The organism is Leeuwenhoekiella sp. H156, assembly GCF_052218455.1.
Lineage (GTDB): Bacteria > Bacteroidota > Bacteroidia > Flavobacteriales > Flavobacteriaceae > Leeuwenhoekiella > Leeuwenhoekiella parthenopeia.
Genome location: NZ_CP197499.1, coordinates 893,940 through 912,016 on the forward strand (window position 1 = coordinate 893,940; position 18,077 = coordinate 912,016).

The window sequence follows — 18,077 nt, forward strand, 5'->3', positions numbered from 1 at the left end:
TCGCGATTGGCTAATTCAAATAAACAATTAACATGAAAACTAAATTTAGTGGATTGCTAACGCTACTATTGGCGTTAGTTGTGCAAATTTCTTTTGCACAAACAAAAACAGTTACCGGAACTGTTACTGACGGAAGCGGTGTACCGCTCCCGGGTGTAAACATTTTGGTAAAAAACAGCACTACAGGAACTCAAACCGATTTTGACGGTAATTACAGTCTTGAAGTTGCTACAGGAGAAACACTTGTTTTCTCTTATGTAGGATTTCAGGAGGAAGAGCGCGTTGTAGGAGCTTCAAGTACAATTGACATCTCACTACAGGCCGGGGAGGCTTTAGAAGAAGTCGTAGTTACCGCACTTGGAATCTCAAGAGAGAAAAAATCTCTGGGTTATGCTACGCAGGAAGTAAGCAGTGAAGAATTAACAGAAACACGTAACACCAACGCACTTAATGCCTTATCAGGTAAAGTTGCCGGTGTTCAAATTTCAAATGCATCTGGTAATCTTGGTGGGTCTTCGCGAATCGTGATTCGTGGTATTGGATCTATTACCCAGGAAAACAGACCGCTTATTGTAGTTGATGGTATTCCTTTAGATAACAGTAACTACAACTCATCAACTACCCAAGCAGGTGGTGGTGGTCGTGATTTTGGTGATACCGGTTTTGACATCAACCCGGATGACATTGCGAGTATGAACGTACTTAAAGGTGGAGCTGCCGCGGCGCTTTACGGTTCTCGTGCATCTAACGGTGTTATCCAGATTACTACCAAATCTGGTAAAAAAGGTAAAGGTGAAGTTGTAGTTAATACAGGTATCACATTTGAAGAAGTCAACATCCTTCCTAAAGTTCAGAAGCTTTACGGTGGAGGCGGTGGTAATTTTACCATTGGCAATCAGGGTGGCTTTAACCAGGCTACTATCAATGGAACTACTTATGACGTGGTCGACTTTGGTACCGATGAGTCCTGGGGACCTCGTTATGAAGGACAACAAGTTTTGCATTGGGATGCCTTTGACCCCGAATTTGAGAATGACTATCTTCAAACACGTCCTTGGTTATATCCAAAAAACGACGGAAGCACTCTTTTTCAAACCGGATATTCGTATAACAATGGTGTAGCATTTTCACAAGGTGGTGAAGACAGCAACATGCGTATGTCTATAAATAATACACAAACCGAAGGTATTTTACCAAATACCAAACTGAACAAGACGTCGGTTAATTTTAATGGATCAACCAAAATAGGAGATAAATTAAAAGTTGATGCTTCGGTTAACTTTACAGTAACTGATGGTTTTAACAGACCTGCAGTAGGTTACACAGGAGAAAGTGTTATTCTTCAGCTATATCAATTTGGTCAAACCTCTTTAGACTACAACCGTCTTCAGGCTTTCCAAACACCTGACGGACGTCAAAGAACCTGGAACCGTATTTCAGCTACAAACCCGCTTCCAAGATATACAGACAATCCATACTGGGTACTCAACAAGAATACGGCAGAGGATAAAAGAACACGCTGGTATGGTACTGTAGGCGCTACCTACAACTTTACCGATGAGTTTTATGCGGTTGCTAAGGTGTATGGTGATACTTACGATTTTAGAGTTAATCAAAGAACTGCAGTAGGTTCTCAAGCACTTGCCTCTTATTCCGAATCCGATCGTGATTTTCAGGAAATAAACTATGAAACTCGCTTTCATTATGACAAAAATGTTTTTGATAACAAGCTTAGTATAAATGCCTTTGTGGGTGGAAACAGAAGGGTAAATGAATTTCATGCCCTATCATCATCTACAAATGGTGGCCTCGTTGTTCCTAACTTTTATAACCTGAGTAATTCAGCCGAAAACCCAAGTGTTTCAGAAGCAGACACTCAAAGACAAATCAACAGTTTATTTGGTTCTGTTTCTTTGGGCTATGATAACTTTGCTTACTTAACTGTAACTGGTCGTAACGACTGGTCTTCTACGTTGCCAGCAGATAATAACTCGTATTTTTACCCCTCTTTTAGTGGTAGTTTTATCGCATCTCAATTTATTAATGCCGACTGGTTATCTTTCCTAAAGCTAAGAGCAGGTTATGCTGAGGTTGGTAGTGATACTGATCCTTACCAATTGCGTAACGTGTTTATAGGTTCAGACCCATTTCTTGGAAGTGTTCCTTTCTCCCTGAATAACAGTAACAAAAATTCAGAATTGAGACCAGAGGATAAGCGCACTTATGAATTTGGTGTAGAAGCTTCTTTCTTTAACAGACGTTTAGGTTTTGACATTACCTATTACAACGAGTTGACCAAAGATTTGATCACTCCGGTACAGATTGATCCTTCAACAGGTTTTACTACTACAGTTCTTAACGCAGGTGAATTAGAAAACAAGGGTATTGAACTTCTTGTTAATGCTACACCGCTTATGACAGATGATTTCAGCTGGGACGTAACATTTAACTTTGCTAAAAACGAAAACACCTTGTTAAGTCTTGCTGCCGGCTTAGAAACTTTGCAGATTGCGCGATTCCCATTTAACGGTGTTTCTCTAAACGCAGTTGTTGGTGAGCGTTATGGTCAGATTAGAGGTACTAACTTCGTTTATGACGATCAGGGTAATAAAGTGGTAAATGATAACGGTAGTTATGCAGAAACGCAGGATGTTCAAAACTTAGGTTCCATTCTACCTGATTATAACCTGGGAATTCGCAACAGCTTTACCTTTAAAGGAATCAGCTTAGGTTTCTTAATTGACCACCAAAAAGGAGGTAAATTCCGCTCACTTACTAATATCTGGGGTAACTATTCCGGTATCTTAGAGCAAACTGCTGCTAATAATATTCGTGAAGAAGGTTTAATCCTTCCGGGAGTTACAGGTGATGTTACCTATAATGACGATGGTTCTTACACTGTAACTAATACTGCAGAAAATACTCAAGTAATTTCTGCGCAGCAATTTGGCACCGATTATTTCTTCGGAAATGACAATCAAAACGTTTTTGACGCCACCTATTGGAAACTTAGAGAGGTAACTCTTGGTTACAGCTTACCTAAAAAATGGTTGGGCAGTGCTCTGAGCGATGTTCGTGTAACCGCATTTGGTAGAAACCTATTAGTTTGGGGATTAGACAACGCGAACTTTGATCCTGAAGTTGCAACTTCCGGTAGTGGAAATATCCAGGGTTCTGAAGGTGGTTCTTTACCATCTACACGCTCATATGGACTGAATGTTCAATTAAAATTCTAAAAGAAAATGAAAAATAAATTTATAATCTTATTGATGCTCCTTGTCGCTGCAGGATTTAGTTCTTGTGATGAGGGTCTTGAAGACGTGAACACCAATCCGAATGATCCGGAGGTGGTTCCTACGGGTAATATTTTCGCTGATGCGACAAAAAGCTTTACCGATTTTAGCCGTGATGCTTTTAATGCCGGGCGATTAACCCAGGCCTGGGTACAGTACTGGGGACAGACTGCTTATGCTGACGAAGATCGTTATCTATATCGTGAGACAACAGCAGAAAGCATCTATCAAAATACCTATTTAGCAGCATCTGATCTTAAAGCAATTATTGATTTCAACACCAATGAAGCTACACGTGATGACGCGGCTGCTTCAGGCGATAATGACAATCAGATTGCCGCTTCCAGAATTATGCTTTCGTATATGTTTTACGAACTAACCAATTTCTTCGGTGACGTACCTTATTATTCTTATGGCTCTGATGATCCTGATTTTCAAGCCTTAGCGGTTGACCAGTCTTTCGCACCGGTATTTGCTCCACAAGAAAAAATATATACTGATATTCTTAAGGAATTGAGAGAATCTTCTAATATGATCAACACCAATGCTCCTGTATTTATCAGTGGTGATAATATTTTTGGTGGAGATCCTGTTAAATGGAAGAAGTTTGCTAATTCTCTTATCCTAAGAGTTGCAAACAATCTTAGAGAGGTTGATCCTGCAACAGCTAATAGCGCAATCACCGCTGCTGTTCAGGCAGGTGTTATGACTTCCAACGATGATAACGCAATACAAAAGTATGGAACCACCAATATCAACGCCTCTCCTTACTGGATTGCCTTTGAAGTAGATGGTCGTACCGATTTTGCGGTAACTGCTCCGTTTATTGACTTATTAAAAGGTGAAAGCGGAAATTTTGGATTAGACCCAAGACTTTTTGAAATGGCGGCTCCAATTTCGGCTACTATTGAAGAAGTGAAAGACAGTTCTTATGAACCAAGTCAGGACCCCGACGATTATGTAGGTGCTCCTTACGCTTTTAGAAACATGAATAACCTTCCGTTCAGTTCTTACTCTTTTATGAGTGGTAAAATACTTAAACCAGACTATGGTGAGGTATTGATGGAGTATGCTGAAGTTCAGTTTATCCTTTCTGAACAAAATAACTGGAGTCAAGCTAATTATGCTAATGGTGTACGTGCTTCTATGGAAAGATGGGGAGTTGCCGATGCTGATATTGATGCTTATGTTGCTACTCTTCCTGCTGCAAACGAAGAAAATGTATTGACTCAAAAATACATCGCTCTTTACATGCAGCCACATACCGCTTATGCTGATTACCGAAGAACCGGTTTCCCTAACACCTTGTTATTACCGGGAGATCAGGTAACACTTCCTCAAAATCAGATTGAAGCTCAGTCTCCATCAAACCGAATTGAGTCGTATACATTCATTTCTGGTGTTAATAATGTTACTGACTTACCATTCCGTTTACGATATCCACAGATTCTACAGACGCTAAACCGAGAAAATCGATCAGCGGCTGCAGCAGATCTTGACAATGGTGATACCATTTTGAGTAAACTTTTCTGGGACGTTAACTAATTCCGGAATTCTCATAAAATCAAAAACCACCCCTAAACGGGTGGTTTTTTTTTATTTCTACATCCACCAAAACAATACTACCTTTGTGCTATGTCAAAAAACACCCACATCTACGGTACCCGAGCCATTATTGAAGCGATTAATGCGGGCAAAGAAATCGGAAAAATTTACCTTCAAAAGGGATTGAATAATCCGCTCTTTAAAGAACTGGAACTGCTTATTAGAGATCACGGCATTTCGACCTCTTATGTTCCACAGGAGAAACTATACAAGCTTTCTGATCAAAACCATCAGGGTGCCATCGCAACCATCTCCCCTATTCAGTTTGCAGATTTCGAAGCAACTGCAGAAGCCATTTTAATGAGCGAAAAGCCGGGTTTATTTCTGTTGCTTGATCAACTCACCGATGTGCGTAACTTCGGGGCGATAATTCGTACTGCGGCCTGCACAGGCGTTGATGCAATCATAATACCCAAATCAGGCGGTGCCCCGGTGACTGACGACACAGTTAAAACTTCTGCCGGAGCCATATTCAACATTCCTATTTGCAAGGTTGATCACATCAAAGACGCATTATTTTACCTGCAAGGTTCAGGAGTGCAGGTGGTGGCAGCAACCGAAAAGACGGAAGATTCTATTTATGATTTAGACTATACCACACCTACTGCTTTGGTAATGGGAAGCGAAGGAAAAGGAGTCACTGCTGGAGTTTTAAAATTGGTAGACCATAAAGCCAAACTACCTATGACGGGAAGCATTAGCTCCTTAAATGTTTCGGTAGCCTGCGGGGCATTTTTGTATGAGATTGTAAGGCAGCGCCGCTAACGGGGAAGCTCATCTTCCTCTTCATCTGTTTCAGGAACGGGATCTATAAAATTACCCTCTGCATCAAATTGACGAAGAAAAGGATCATCCTCGGCCTTGTAGTCTTCTGCCTCCCAGGCATATTTAGTGGGTTTTGCAATTTTAGACCGAACTACAAAAGCCAAAACAGTACCGGTTATAAATCCGCTTAGATGGCCTTCCCAACTCATTCCTTCCTGTAAGGGCAAAGTTCCCCAGATGAGACTTCCGTAGAGGAAAACCACAATTAAGGAGAAAGCGGTCAATCGAAAGTTTCTGGACCAGATTCCTTTAAAAAAAAGAAAAGAAGCCAACCCGTAAATGACTCCACTTGCACCAATATGGTAAGCCTCTCTGCCTATGATCCAGGTTCCTATTCCGGCTCCAAGAATAAGAATACACGAAACCTTCCAGGCCACACCCCTATAGAAATAAAACAGGCCTCCGGTCAACACCACCGCAGGGACCGTGTTGTGCCATAAATGACTTAAGGTAGAATGAATAAAGGGAGAGAATAGAACACCTCGCAAGCCTTTTAAGGATCTTGGCAGAACTCCAAAAGGAGTAAAATTATACCCAAACCGCAATTCAAACCAAAAAACCAGCCAGATCACTAAGGCAAAAGCAAGCGGTACCCACACGACTTCAGGTGTAAATACCAATGCGGCTTTTGAGTTTTTCTGATTCATTAAAATCTAACTGGTGTTTAGCTCCTTCCTAAATCCCGAAGAGATTATAGACCCAAAGCTGATGTTCTTATTAACCGAATAAGCAATTCTTCAGCCAAAATCATAAAGTAAGCAATACTGTCAGTTTATCCCGCATATTTAAATAATTTTGAATTATGAATGCACCACTCGCAGAACGCTTACGCCCAAAGAATTTAGACGATTACCTCAGCCAGGAACATTTGGTTGGGGACAAAGGCTCGCTCACTTCTTCCATAAAGTCGGGGATCATCCCGTCACTCATTCTTTGGGGCCCTCCCGGTGTGGGCAAAACCACGCTGGCTTCTATAATTGCTGAAGAATCTAAACGCCCTTTTTACACCTTAAGCGCTATTAACAGCGGGGTGAAAGATGTACGTGAAGTGATCGAAAAGGCCAAGCAAGCCGGCGGACTTTTTACTCAAAAGAACCCTATTCTTTTTATTGATGAAATTCACCGCTTTAGCAAGTCTCAGCAAGATTCGCTATTGGCAGCCGTTGAAAAAGGCTGGGTAACTTTAATTGGTGCCACTACCGAAAATCCTTCTTTTGAAGTGATCCCTGCATTGCTGTCCCGATGTCAGGTTTATGTGCTCAACCCATTTTCGGCTGATGATCTGAGGGCGCTTTTAAAACGCGCAATGACCCAGGATGCGGTATTAGCCAAAAAGAAAATTAAACTTAAGGAGACCGAAGCCCTGCTCTGCATAAGCGGTGGTGACGCCCGCAAGCTGCTCAACATCTTTGAACTGCTCGTGACTACCGAATCTTCAGAGGAAGTGGTTATCACTAACGAAATGGTTCAGCAAAAGGTTCAACAAAACACGGTGCTTTATGATAAAACCGGTGAGCAGCATTACGATATTATTTCGGCATTTATCAAATCTATTCGCGGTAGCGATCCCAATGCAGCCGTGTATTATCTGGCCCGAATGATTGAGGGTGGTGAAGACCTTAAATTTATTGCGCGCAGGCTTATTATTCTGGCTTCAGAAGATATTGGCAATGCAAACCCCACGGCACTGGTAATTGCAACCAACTCCTTTACGGCAGTAAATACAATTGGTTACCCTGAGGCCCGTATTATTTTAAGTCAGTGTGTGACCTATCTGGCAACCTCACCTAAGAGCAATGCCTCTTATATGGCAATAAACAAAGCGCAGCAACTGGTTAAACAAACCGGCGATCTCCCTGTACCTTTAGCCCTGCGTAATGCTCCCACAAAACTTATGAAAGAACTGGGTTATGGTGAAGAATATAAATATTCGCACGATGGCGCTGGCAATTTTATATCTCAGGAATTTCTCCCCAAAGAACTAAGCGGTCACAAATTATACGATCCCGGCGAAAATGCCCGTGAAGACGGCATTCGCAAGTTTCTTAAAAATCGCTGGGGAGATAAATACAATTATTAAAAACGTACTGTTGCAAAAGGTATAATACATTAAACCCCGGATTCTATTCTGAAAAAGATAAAATCCGGGGTCTGAATATTAAAAGTATGAATCTCGATTATCGGGTAAACACCATTTTTACCAGACCCGAAACACCTTTAATCTCACGCTCAACAGTAAATTCTGAACCATTATAATAACCAATACCGGTAAATTCTGAAGTACTCACCAGATACGATCCGTTTGAGGTTTTAGTGGCTGTGCCTATTTTTGATTCCCCTTCATATACATCAAAACCGCTACTTACGGGTCTAAGGCTATAGCTTCCGTCTTCACTCACCAGATTGCTTTCGACTTTTTTCTCAACAAGAGCTTCATTTTTATCTGGCTTTTGTTCAGCGGTATTTTGCTCAGCTACTTCCAGCACCTCTTTAACCTCGATATTCCCATTTTTTGGCACAGCCGAAACTTTTACAGTCTTCGTTTCAGCAGGTTGCGGCATGGTTTTACGGGCTTCGGGAATTAGTGTTTCGGTTTCTTCGGAAACCTCTGCGCTTTCAACAATCTCATCAGAATAGGTATAACCCAATTCTTCCAAACCTTCAAAAGCACGTCTAAAAGCTTCCTGATGGCCGGCCTTAAACTCCTTTATCTTGCTCTTACCCTCAGGGATTTCAAAAACCGTCTGACCTTTACAGTTCACAAGCTTAATATTTGCTTTGGTAGTCAAAAAGCCACCCACGTCTGCACGGGTGTAAAGGGTATTGCATCCAGAGGCATTGAGATCTGCAGGAAGCTCTTCGTTTTCAAGATAAGCATCAAACCCCCATTTAATAAAAAGAAAGCGGGCAAGGGCATTGAGATCGTATTGCCCAGCCTCATCCTGAAAATCAAATTTCTGGGGTACTACTACATATTTATAGTCTTTAACATCCTGGGCTTTTAAACCTGTAAAAGCAACCGTCATCAGTATAAGCAGACTTATCGTTTTTTTCATAAGATTTCTATTTTAGGCAAATGCATTTCAAAATTAGCATAGAAGATAAAAAACCAAAGGTTTTTATCAGTTTTATAAATATACTTTAACAGCTTCGATCTGTTCAATAATTCGCTCTCCGGAATCTACCTGTTCCTTATGGTAGTTAAAAAAAATGGTTTTCATCCCTACTTTTTGTGCCCCTACAATATCTGCATCATAGGTATCCCCCACCATAACACTTTCCTCAACCGCAGCTCCGGCAACTTTTAAAGCATGGAAAAAGATCTTAGGATCGGGCTTTTTTACCCCAACCGCTTCACTGCTGGTCACCGTTTTAAAGTAGTGATCTATCTTAGAGTTCTTTAGTTTTAGATGCTGAACCTCTTCAAAACCATTTGTTATGATATGCAATTCATAATGAGGTCTAAGCTCTTCAAGCACTTGTAAAGTCCCGTCAAAAAGATGATTGTATTTGGGCAGGTAACTGATGTAATCTGTAGACAGCCTGTCTATTAAAAAATCATCAATGGCCACTCCCAGTTTATCAAAGCTTTTTTTAAGCCTGCCATAGCGCAACTGTTCTTTGGTCACGCGTGCTTCTCTAAAGTATTTCCAGTATTCGAAATTTATGGGTTTATAAACCTCCAAAAAATCACCTACCGGAATGCTTATCTTGTTTTTACTAAAGATCTCTTCAAAAGTAAGTGCAGAATTTCGGTCAAAATCCCACAGGGTGTGATCCAGATCAAAAAAAACGTGTTTTATACCTTCTAGTTTATGCATTGACCAGTTCTCTAAAAAATTGTTTCCATTGCCCTTGATCCTGCCCCTTTCCGGTTACCGATTTATTGCTGAAACTAAACACAAACGTACCATTTACCTGCTCTATTTCTCTTTTAATTCTAAAAAAAATATCGAGCTTGTGATTGAGTTCTTGAACATCCAGACCCTGCGCCTCAAAGGCTCCCGGCTGCGCACAGATGGGATGCAATTTTAAGGGCGTAATACTCTCATAATCGAGATCGTAAAAGAAAAACGGCGTGCAGGTACCGGCTCTAAAACCCAGTACATTGGGGTAACCCATAGAATAATCGTTTTTCGCTTCAAGCTGAATCATCTCGCGGTATTGAACCGGAAGACTTCCCATATTTGTAGAGCAGCGCACCGCATTTAAGGGCTTATTTATAATATTCTCAAGTCGTTTTTTTTCAATCTTCATCTGCTTTTTAGCCTCTAAGGCCTCCTTGGAAAACAGCAAACCTATCTCACTGTAATCGCCAACCATTTTAATGAGTTCGCGGAACGTGCGTTTATTAAACCGAATGTTTTTGGTATAAGTGGAATAATCTCCCAGTTGAAAAAAGAACAAAAACTTGAATTTTGCATTTTTCTGAACGTTTATAAGCCAGCTAAAGGTATCAAAAGGATCCTTACGCAATCCCAAACTCACCTGAAACCGCAACCAAATACGTTGAAACTTTAACCGAAAGAGATCACTAAACAGACCGCTTACCCAGCGCATCACTCCCGCGCTGTTCATTTCGTATGCCTGCTCGACATCTACCAGCGCCTGAAATGAAAATTTACGCTCGGGAAAATCATAATTGGGATAGCTCTCTTTAAGGGCCTCTTTAAAATAGCTTGCCCAGATATCAATTACCGGCTGATTTAAGAAATCTTCCTGATAACCCAAACTTTCAGTTGCCGGAAAACGCCCCATCTCATCTTTAACGTGTGGCAAAAACTCCTCATACCTGCTCAGCAAAACAAAGGAAGCTGCAAAAATATCGAAAGGAAGCAGGCTCTTGGGGCCGGTCACAAAAAAGCATTTGGTGTCGCGCCAGGCCTGCACTTTGATCTCTATATCGGCTATACCCTGTTCAAATAAAACTTCCTGACTCTTTATAAAAAGCTCTTTGCCTAAGGGCTTGTTGGTATACGACAGCTTGAGACTGTCGTGTACAATAAACTCATCAACGGCACTGGTAAATTTTACAGGTATACCCAGAATATAGGTACAGATATGCTTAAACGTATAGCGTAATCTGGGTGTAATCTTATGAGTATAAACTAGGAGCATCTATAAATTCTTAACGGCAAGTTCTGCATTTTTCTATTAAGGGCGAAAGAATTACAGCAAACCTTCATCGGCAAAGCTAAAGTAGGCTTTTTCAGTAATGATTAAATGATCGAGAACTTTAATATCAAGGGCGGAAGCAGCAGATTTTAGTTTTGAAGTGATGTCCTTGTCTGCCTGACTGGGCTTTAGGGTTCCGCTGGGGTGATTGTGGGCCAAAATGATGGATACGGCGCCGGTCTCCAGCGCTTTCTTTAAAACCAGCCGCACATCTACCAGCGTACCGGTCATTCCTCCTTTGCTGAGTTGATGCTTATTTAAAATGACATTAGAATTATTAAGGTACAAGATCCAGAACTCTTCGTGACCCAGTTCTCCTAAAATAGGCTGAAGTACTTCATAAACCGTATGGCTGCCGGTGATTTTTGAAGGTTCTTCAGCACCTGCGGCTCTTCTTCTGCGTCCCAGCTCCATTGCCGCGGCAATAGTTACCGCCTTGGCCTCGCCTACTCCTTTAAAATCCATCAACTGAGCGATGCTTAGCTTTCCCAGTTTATTAAGATCGTGGTCGGCTGCTGCCAAAATACGCTGACTCAAGCTTACTGCAGTTTCATTGCGGCTTCCCGAGCCTATCAATATCGCAATGAGCTCTGCATCGGTAAGCACATCTTTACCCTTTTGTAATAATTTTTCACGCGGACGGTCGTCAAGAGACCAGTTCTTAATTGTAAAATTTGATTTAGCCTCGCTCATACCATGACGCCCTAAGAGTTATAAACTGAATCACTTCCGCTTTGCGGAATAACTAAGCTAAATTTAATTCATGTAACTTTAGTTCAATGATTTAAAATCGAATTTTATGCAATCGCTACTTGATCAAAAAGCTTATAACGAAATTCAGCAACGTATCGCTGATCTCAAACCGGAAACCACACCCCTGTGGGGCAAAATGAATGCGGGACAAATGCTGAAACATTGCCAGAGGCCTCTGGACATTGCTGTTTACGAAAAAGATTTTGGTTTAAAATCAAATATTCTCATACGCCTGCTCTTCAAAAAAAGCATGTATGATGACCGGCCCTTTATGAAGAATATGCCTACCCCAAAGGGTTTTAAAATAACCGAAACGGCAGACTTTAATCTCGAACGTGAAAACCTGCTCAAACGGGTTGACGCATTCTATAATTTACGTGACAAAAAAGACTGGAAACCACATCCTGTTTTTGGGAAATTAACTCCGGAACAATGGGGTAAAATGCAGTACAAACACCTCAATCACCATCTCAACCAATTCAAGGTTTAGGCTCAAAGCATATTTTGAACCTCATCAAAATTAAGTCCGCCATAATTACCGCTACTCATCAGTAGCAACACGCTATTTTCAAATTTTTGATCCACCAGATACGATTTGAAGGCTTCAGCGTTGGTGTAAATAGTCAAATCATCGCGCTCAAAAGCTTCGGCAATTTGCTCCTTACTTATCGCTTCGAGCTTTTTGATGGCCACCGCATCAGGTGAAAAGAAAACCACCGCCTCATCGGCAGCATCTAAAGCTCCCTTATAGCCTTTTATAAATTCGGCATTGAGACTGCTGTAGGTGTGTAATTCCAGGCAGGCAATGAGTTTACGCCCGGGAAACTGATTTTTAACGGCTTCAGTGGTTGCTTTTACTTTAGAAGGCGAATGTGCAAAGTCTTTAAAGGCGATATTTGATGCGGTCTCTCCTATTTTCTCAAGCCGTTTTGCCGCACCCTTAAAACTTGCGATGGCTTCGTAAAAATCATCTTCATCTACACCCATATGCTGGCAAATCCATTTGGCACCTGCCAGATTACTCAGATTATGTTTGCCAAATACAGCGATGGGCATAGGTCCCTCAGGGGTTTCTAAAAGCGTTTCCCCGTCTTCAATAGAATATTCGGGAGTGGTATAAGCGTGCTTGCGTGTAGGTGCAGTAGCTGCCTCTGCAATACGTTTTACCTCAGCATCTTCTTCATTATAGACTAAAATGCCACCGTGGGCAATGCTGTCTGCAAAAATGGAAAACTGCTCTACGTAATTTTCATAAGTAGGAAAGACATTCACGTGATCCCAGGCAATCCCACTTATCAAAGCGATATTAGGCTGGTAAAGGTGAAATTTTGGTCTGCGGTCTATAGGTGAAGACAGGTATTCATCTCCTTCCAGCAAGATAAAATCGTTCTCCTGGGTAAGGTGAACCATCGTTTTAAAACCGGGCAATTGCGCACCTACCATAAAATCAACCTCGCGATCGTGATATTGCAGCACGTGCAAAATCATGGAAGTGATGGTGGTTTTACCATGTGAACCTCCAATGACCACGCGGGTCTTTTCTTTAGACTGCTCGTATAAAAACTCAGGGTAACTGTAAATTTTCAGGCCGAGTTCCTGAGCTTTGAGCAACTCGGGATTGTCGGGTTTGGCGTGCATTCCCAAAATAACGGCATCCAGATTCTCATCTAGTTTTTCAGGAAACCAGCCCAATTCTTCAGGCAATAAGCCAAACTCCTGCAAACGGGAACGTGAAGGTTCAAAAATAGCATCATCGCTACCGCTGATTTGATATCCTTTATGATGAAGAGCCAGAGCTAAGTTGTGCATGGCACTACCGCCAATCGCTATAAAATGTACGCGCATTCTTTGAGGAATTTCCAAATGATTAAGTGTAGCGCAAGTTACTAAAAGCGACTCCTAAGTAAAACCGAAGAAACAGAAATAATTAAACCTAAAAAGACCCCGCAGGACAAGTATCTCCTATCGCCAATAGATCTAAACCCCTTGCTCAATAAAACAAAAACTGAAAGCTACATCGCGTCTATGCGCTCTTTTTCTTCAAGAGCCTGATCAAAATCGGGCAAATCTGCCAAAGACAAATTGATGTGGTAATTCGCGCTGCTTTTATTTCCCAGATTGCGGTAAATCTGCGCTATACGGAAATGCGCCCAACTAACCGGCACGCCATCTTTGATAGAATGATTTGCGATATATTGTTTAAGGCTGGCTAATCCCAACTCGGGCTTGATGTTGAACTCAGCACAAATTTTACCAATCTGATAATTGGTTTGATTGCGGTTATGGATTTTAAAGCTTTTTTGAGCTGCACTTAGCGCCTTTCCGGGGGCATTGTCTTTCTCGTAAAGATCTATCAGCTTCTGGTATGTGGTAGGTGAACCGCCCACCTCGATAGCCTTGAGGTATAATTTTTCGGCCGCTTTCATATCATTCTGCTTTTCGGCGACATAGCCTCGCGAAAGATAACCGTCTACAGGAGAAATTTTTTGCAATTCCATCGCATAGCTTTCCGCTTTGCTATAGCTGCCTCCCAAAATTCCGGGAAGTTGAATGTACAATTCTACCAGAGCCCAACGGGTTTCTATGTGCTTCGGATCTAATTCTGCAGCTTTTGTAAAATGTTCCTTGATATCGTCAATATAGGTTACCGCTCTTAATTTACTTATGCTTAAAGCTTTCATCCCCAAAGCACCGCCGTATTTAAAGTGATAGTTTGCGTTTTTGGGCTTTTCTTCAACGAGCGGAGTATAATAACTTAAAGCTTCATCCCACTTTTTATTGTGGGATGCAATATCTCCCAGATACTCACGGGTACGGGCATCGCTGGGATTGGTTTTTAAATAAGACTCAAAAAAAGGCTTTGATTTTGCATATTGCCTGGCTTCAAAAAGTTTTAGGGCTTTATCAAAATCTGAGTTTTGAGCGAATGCCGAAAAGCTTAAGAGAAAAAGGAGTATAAAGCGCATAATTAAGTATTTGAGCCAAAACTAAACAAAAAACAGACCACAAATTTTAAGCAGGTTGCATATTTGAAAAATCACGGATTAATCCCGCTCCGGCGGAAAACCTTCAAATACCTTATTTGCCAGTTTGGTGTAGTAACTCACGCGATCCTGCGGATTGGTATTCAGCGCGATATTGCTGTCGCTTACTGCCTGCCAGACCAATACATCGCGTGATCCTTCTACAAGATCAAAAGTAATCGTCTGATGCTCTTTAGATCCGCCCAGAGGAATTCCGGCTCCTACGCTTACCCCGGTGCCATAAGTGCCGCCTCCAACACCTATCCCGACCGAATTTTGAGGCTCCTCGCGGTATTGTGAAGCGACTATATTAATCAGCAAATCAGGCTTTTCTGCTTTTTGAAATCCCTTTTCCTGCATAATCAGGTCAACGGCATCCGTAAGCCTGTTTAAATCAAGCTGACTTAAACCCGACTGCATATCGGGCATATAATTATACGTTTTATAGGTGTTGAAATTAACTTCCTCATCGTAGTCGTAGTCTACGCGCGTGCTTCCGCATGAAATCAAACTAATCGCCATCAGCAGAATAAAAAAATGCTTCATAATATCTTTTCTTTTAAAAGTAGACATTATGAAGCATCTCTTAAGTCAATAAAATCCTAAATCTAAGACTATTCGCTTACTGCCGGGCGGTTGAGCATTGCCCACAGGCGATCTTTCAATTGGGTAAGGCCCTGCTGCGCTACCGAAGAAATAAACAGATATTCTACCGGGAGACTTTTATCGAGTTCTTTTTTAAGCTCGGCTTTTAATTCAGCATCTAACATATCGCATTTGGTAATGGCAATCAACTTGTCTTTGTCGAGCAACTCCGGATTGTACTTTTCCAGCTCGTGTAACAAAATGCGGTATTGCTCGGCTACATTAGGAGCGTCTGCCGGGATCATAAAGAGCAGGGTTGAGTTGCGCTCAATATGTCTTAAAAAACGGTATCCAAGCCCTTTCCCTTCTGCTGCTCCTTCAATGATTCCGGGGATGTCTGCAATTACAAAGGTTTGAAAGTCCCGGTACTGCACAATACCCAGATTGGGCTTCAGGGTGGTAAACTCGTAATTGGCAATTTTCGGCTTTGCTGCTGTAATAACGGAAAGCAGAGTTGATTTTCCGGCATTTGGGAAGCCCACAAGACCTACATCTGCCAAAATTTTCAGCTCCAGGGTTATATCGGTTTCCTGACCGTCAATACCCGGCTGCGCATAGCGCGGAGTCTGATTGGTCGCAGTTTTAAAGTGGTTGTTTCCCAGACCGCCCATTCCGCCTTCGGCAACAATGTATTCCTGCCCTTCTTCGGTAATCTCTTTTAAAATATCCTGAGTTTCGGTATCGCGAATTACAGTACCCAGCGGTACTTCAATATACACATCTTCGCCGTCTGCTCCCGTACTGGTTTGCTTACTGCCGTTTTCACCGTGACCGGCTTTGATGTGTCTTTTAAATTTTAAATGTAATAACGTCCAGAGGTTTGGATTAGCCCGCACAATAACATGGCCGCCACGACCGCCATCACCTCCATCAGGGCCGCCTTTAGCAACATACTTCTCACGGCGGAGATGCGCAGAGCCGGCACCACCCTTACCTGAGGATACGTGCATTTTTACATAATCAACAAAATTTCCTTCAGTCATATTAAAATTTTACTGTTTTCGGTTTTGAGTTTACTGTTTAAACTTAACCCCTTTATAATCTGTTCTACTTAAGTAACTGATAAATGATCCAAGCTTGGCGCTTATTGCATCACAGCTTTCTACTAATTCTTTGTAATCAGTTTCCTGGATTAAACCCTTATCGTAAGATCGGTGTAGTTGAGATTTCAATTCTGAACAGGAACCTTTCGCAAAACCCAAAAAATTACGGAATTCTAAATTTCCTGATCTTCCGAAGCCTTCTGCTATAGTATCCATTACAGAACCCGAACTACGATCCATTTGATTAAAAAGTGAATACCTTTTCCCGAGAACTGTGGTGAGAAATAAATGTTCGAGCTTTTGACAAAGCTTTCTTGCTAATTGCCAAACCTCTAAATCTTCAAACCTTTCAATCGTCGCCATAGCTAAAAATAAGTTTCTTATCTAGACATGCCCTCTTTTAACTCAGAGACAAACAGAAAACGGTAAACGGTAAACTTAAAACCAATTTACAATCCATCTATGACTGCACTCAGTCTTTCCGTGATTTCGTCTATGGCTCCTACGCCGTCAACGCCGTAGTACTTGTCCTGCTTTTGGTAGTAATTTTTTAAAATAGCGGTCTCGTCGTAGTACACCTTGATGCGATTACGAATTACAGACTCATCAGCATCATCCTTTCGCCCACTGGTCTTGCCGCGTTCTAATAAGCGCTTTACCAAAATTTCATCATCCACCTCGAGGGCGATCATTGCAGCAACTTTAGTTCCTTTGTTGTCAAGCAACGCGTCTAAAGCTTCGGCCTGTGCTGTAGTTCTGGGAAATCCGTCAAAAATAAATCCGTTAGCATCAGGGGTTTTATCAACCTCAGCACTTAACATATCTATGGTTACGCTGTCCGGAACAAGCTGTCCTTTATCTATATACGACTTGGCCAGTGTGCCCAGATCGGTCGCATTTTTAATGTTATAGCGAAACACATCTCCGGTAGAAATGTGTACCAGATTGTACTTTTCCTTTAAAAAAGAGGCTTGTGTTCCCTTCCCGGCACCAGGAGGGCCAAACAATACCAGATTTGTCATTTTGGTGGTTTTAAGTTTATAAATCGCATTGAGGTTACGCCCCAAACCGTTATAATCCAGGCCGTAGCCTACTATAAAATCGTTGGGAATCTCAAGCCCCACGTAATGTATTTTATATTCTTTGGTGTACGACCCCGGCTTAAAAAACAGACTGGCAATTCTAAATTTGCTCACGCCGCCGCTTACCAGCATATCGGTAATTTTTTCGAGCGTATTGCCACTATCTACAATATCTTCTACCACGATCACTTCGCGATCTTCCAAATCAACATCAAGTGGAATATGCGTGATGACCCCGCCTGTACTGGCAGTACCGTCGTACGAACTCAACTTGAGAAATTCAATCTCACAGGTGCCCTCAAACCGGCTCAAAAGCTCGGTTGCAAATTTGAAGGCTCCATTGAGCACCACAATAAAAAGCGGTTCTTTGCCCGCAAAATCAGTATTGATTTGAGCTGCCACACGGTCTATGGCCTGCAACAGTTTTTGCTCAGAAATACATTCTTCAAATTGAAGACCTCTTAAGTTAATCATTGGGATATGCAGTGTTTTGGGCTAAAGCGCAAAGATACATATTGTAAGCGAATATACTTTACCGGCTTTTGCATTTAGAATTGTACAATACCTAGAGCTAAAGACCGTCAAAAAACCAAAGTATTTAGCCGTCTGTTTAGCCAATCTCTGCCTAAAAAG

General features: G+C 41.7%; 16 protein-coding genes. 5 read left to right on the plus strand and 11 right to left on the minus strand.

The annotated features are described in order from the left end of the window. Positions 1-32: 32 nt before the first annotated feature. The 3 genes from ACSSS3_RS03750 to rlmB all read left to right on the plus strand — a co-directional run bounded on the left by ACSSS3_RS03750 (position 33) and on the right by rlmB (position 5,663). On the plus strand, positions 33-3,236 hold the full coding sequence (locus ACSSS3_RS03750; RefSeq protein ID WP_442846482.1) for a SusC/RagA family TonB-linked outer membrane protein: 3,204 nt from the start codon (positions 33-35) through the stop codon (positions 3,234-3,236). Positions 3,237-3,242: 6 nt separating this feature from the next. Beyond that, on the plus strand, positions 3,243-4,838 hold the full coding sequence (locus ACSSS3_RS03755; RefSeq protein WP_228229595.1) for a SusD/RagB family nutrient-binding outer membrane lipoprotein: 1,596 nt from the start codon (positions 3,243-3,245) through the stop codon (positions 4,836-4,838). A gap of 90 nt (positions 4,839-4,928) precedes the next feature. Continuing rightward, entirely contained in the window at positions 4,929-5,663 is a 735-nt protein-coding gene (rlmB, locus tag ACSSS3_RS03760; protein WP_228229596.1) for a 23S rRNA (guanosine(2251)-2'-O)-methyltransferase RlmB, read from the plus strand. On the opposite strand, the gene ACSSS3_RS03765 is transcribed toward rlmB, so the two are convergent. Continuing rightward, positions 5,660-6,370 (minus strand): rhomboid family intramembrane serine protease, encoded by a 711-nt coding sequence (locus ACSSS3_RS03765; RefSeq protein ID WP_442846483.1) that lies wholly within the window; start codon positions 6,368-6,370, stop codon positions 5,660-5,662. The genes rlmB and ACSSS3_RS03765 overlap by 4 nt on opposite strands. Positions 6,371-6,525: 155 nt before the next feature. Between ACSSS3_RS03765 and ACSSS3_RS03770 the strand changes: the two genes are divergently transcribed. Then, positions 6,526-7,803 carry a replication-associated recombination protein A gene (locus tag ACSSS3_RS03770; protein WP_442846484.1) on the plus strand — a complete coding sequence of 426 codons (1,278 nt, stop codon included), beginning with the start codon at positions 6,526-6,528 and terminating at the stop codon, positions 7,801-7,803. Positions 7,804-7,900: 97 nt separating this feature from the next. Here ACSSS3_RS03770 and ACSSS3_RS03775 read toward each other — a convergent pair whose 3' ends face one another. The 4 genes from ACSSS3_RS03775 to radC form a co-directional block, all read right to left on the minus strand. Then, the gene (locus ACSSS3_RS03775) at positions 7,901-8,779 is read right to left on the minus strand and encodes a hypothetical protein (RefSeq protein WP_442846485.1); all 879 of its coding nucleotides are present in this window, start codon (positions 8,777-8,779) and stop codon (positions 7,901-7,903) included. A gap of 72 nt (positions 8,780-8,851) precedes the next feature. Next, entirely contained in the window at positions 8,852-9,544 is a 693-nt protein-coding gene (locus ACSSS3_RS03780) for a YjjG family noncanonical pyrimidine nucleotidase (protein ID WP_442846486.1), read from the minus strand. Further along, positions 9,537-10,841 (minus strand): polysaccharide deacetylase family protein, encoded by a 1,305-nt coding sequence (locus ACSSS3_RS03785; protein ID WP_228229601.1) that lies wholly within the window; start codon positions 10,839-10,841, stop codon positions 9,537-9,539. The genes ACSSS3_RS03780 and ACSSS3_RS03785 overlap by 8 nt, the downstream gene beginning before the upstream one ends. 51 nt (positions 10,842-10,892) lie before the next feature. Next, positions 10,893-11,591 (minus strand): RadC family protein, encoded by a 699-nt coding sequence (radC, locus tag ACSSS3_RS03790; protein WP_442846487.1) that lies wholly within the window; start codon positions 11,589-11,591, stop codon positions 10,893-10,895. Positions 11,592-11,697: 106 nt separating this feature from the next. Between radC and ACSSS3_RS03795 the strand changes: the two genes are divergently transcribed. Continuing rightward, positions 11,698-12,141, plus strand: coding sequence for a DUF1569 domain-containing protein (locus ACSSS3_RS03795; RefSeq protein WP_442846488.1), 444 nt, complete (start codon positions 11,698-11,700; stop codon positions 12,139-12,141). 2 nt (positions 12,142-12,143) lie between these two features. Here the strand turns inward: ACSSS3_RS03795 and ACSSS3_RS03800 are convergent, their stop codons facing one another. The 6 genes from ACSSS3_RS03800 to ACSSS3_RS03825 form a co-directional block, all read right to left on the minus strand. Next, complete coding sequence (locus tag ACSSS3_RS03800; RefSeq protein WP_442846489.1) at positions 12,144-13,496, minus strand: UDP-N-acetylmuramate--L-alanine ligase; 1,353 nt, start codon at positions 13,494-13,496, stop codon at positions 12,144-12,146. 167 nt (positions 13,497-13,663) lie between these two features. Then, complete coding sequence (locus ACSSS3_RS03805) at positions 13,664-14,617, minus strand: tetratricopeptide repeat protein (RefSeq protein WP_442846490.1); 954 nt, start codon at positions 14,615-14,617, stop codon at positions 13,664-13,666. Positions 14,618-14,695: 78 nt separating this feature from the next. After that, entirely contained in the window at positions 14,696-15,220 is a 525-nt protein-coding gene (locus ACSSS3_RS03810) for a DUF4136 domain-containing protein (RefSeq protein ID WP_442846491.1), read from the minus strand. 68 nt (positions 15,221-15,288) lie between these two features. Then, positions 15,289-16,302, minus strand: coding sequence for a GTPase ObgE (gene obgE / locus ACSSS3_RS03815; RefSeq protein WP_228229608.1), 1,014 nt, complete (start codon positions 16,300-16,302; stop codon positions 15,289-15,291). A 30-nt stretch (positions 16,303-16,332) separates the two neighbouring features. Further along, positions 16,333-16,725: a four helix bundle protein gene (locus ACSSS3_RS03820; RefSeq protein WP_442846492.1), complete on the minus strand. Its 393-nt coding sequence runs from the start codon at positions 16,723-16,725 to the stop codon at positions 16,333-16,335. An 86-nt stretch (positions 16,726-16,811) separates the two neighbouring features. Further along, the gene (locus tag ACSSS3_RS03825) at positions 16,812-17,918 is read right to left on the minus strand and encodes an adenylate kinase (protein ID WP_442846493.1); all 1,107 of its coding nucleotides are present in this window, start codon (positions 17,916-17,918) and stop codon (positions 16,812-16,814) included. Positions 17,919-18,077: the final 159 nt, after the last annotated feature.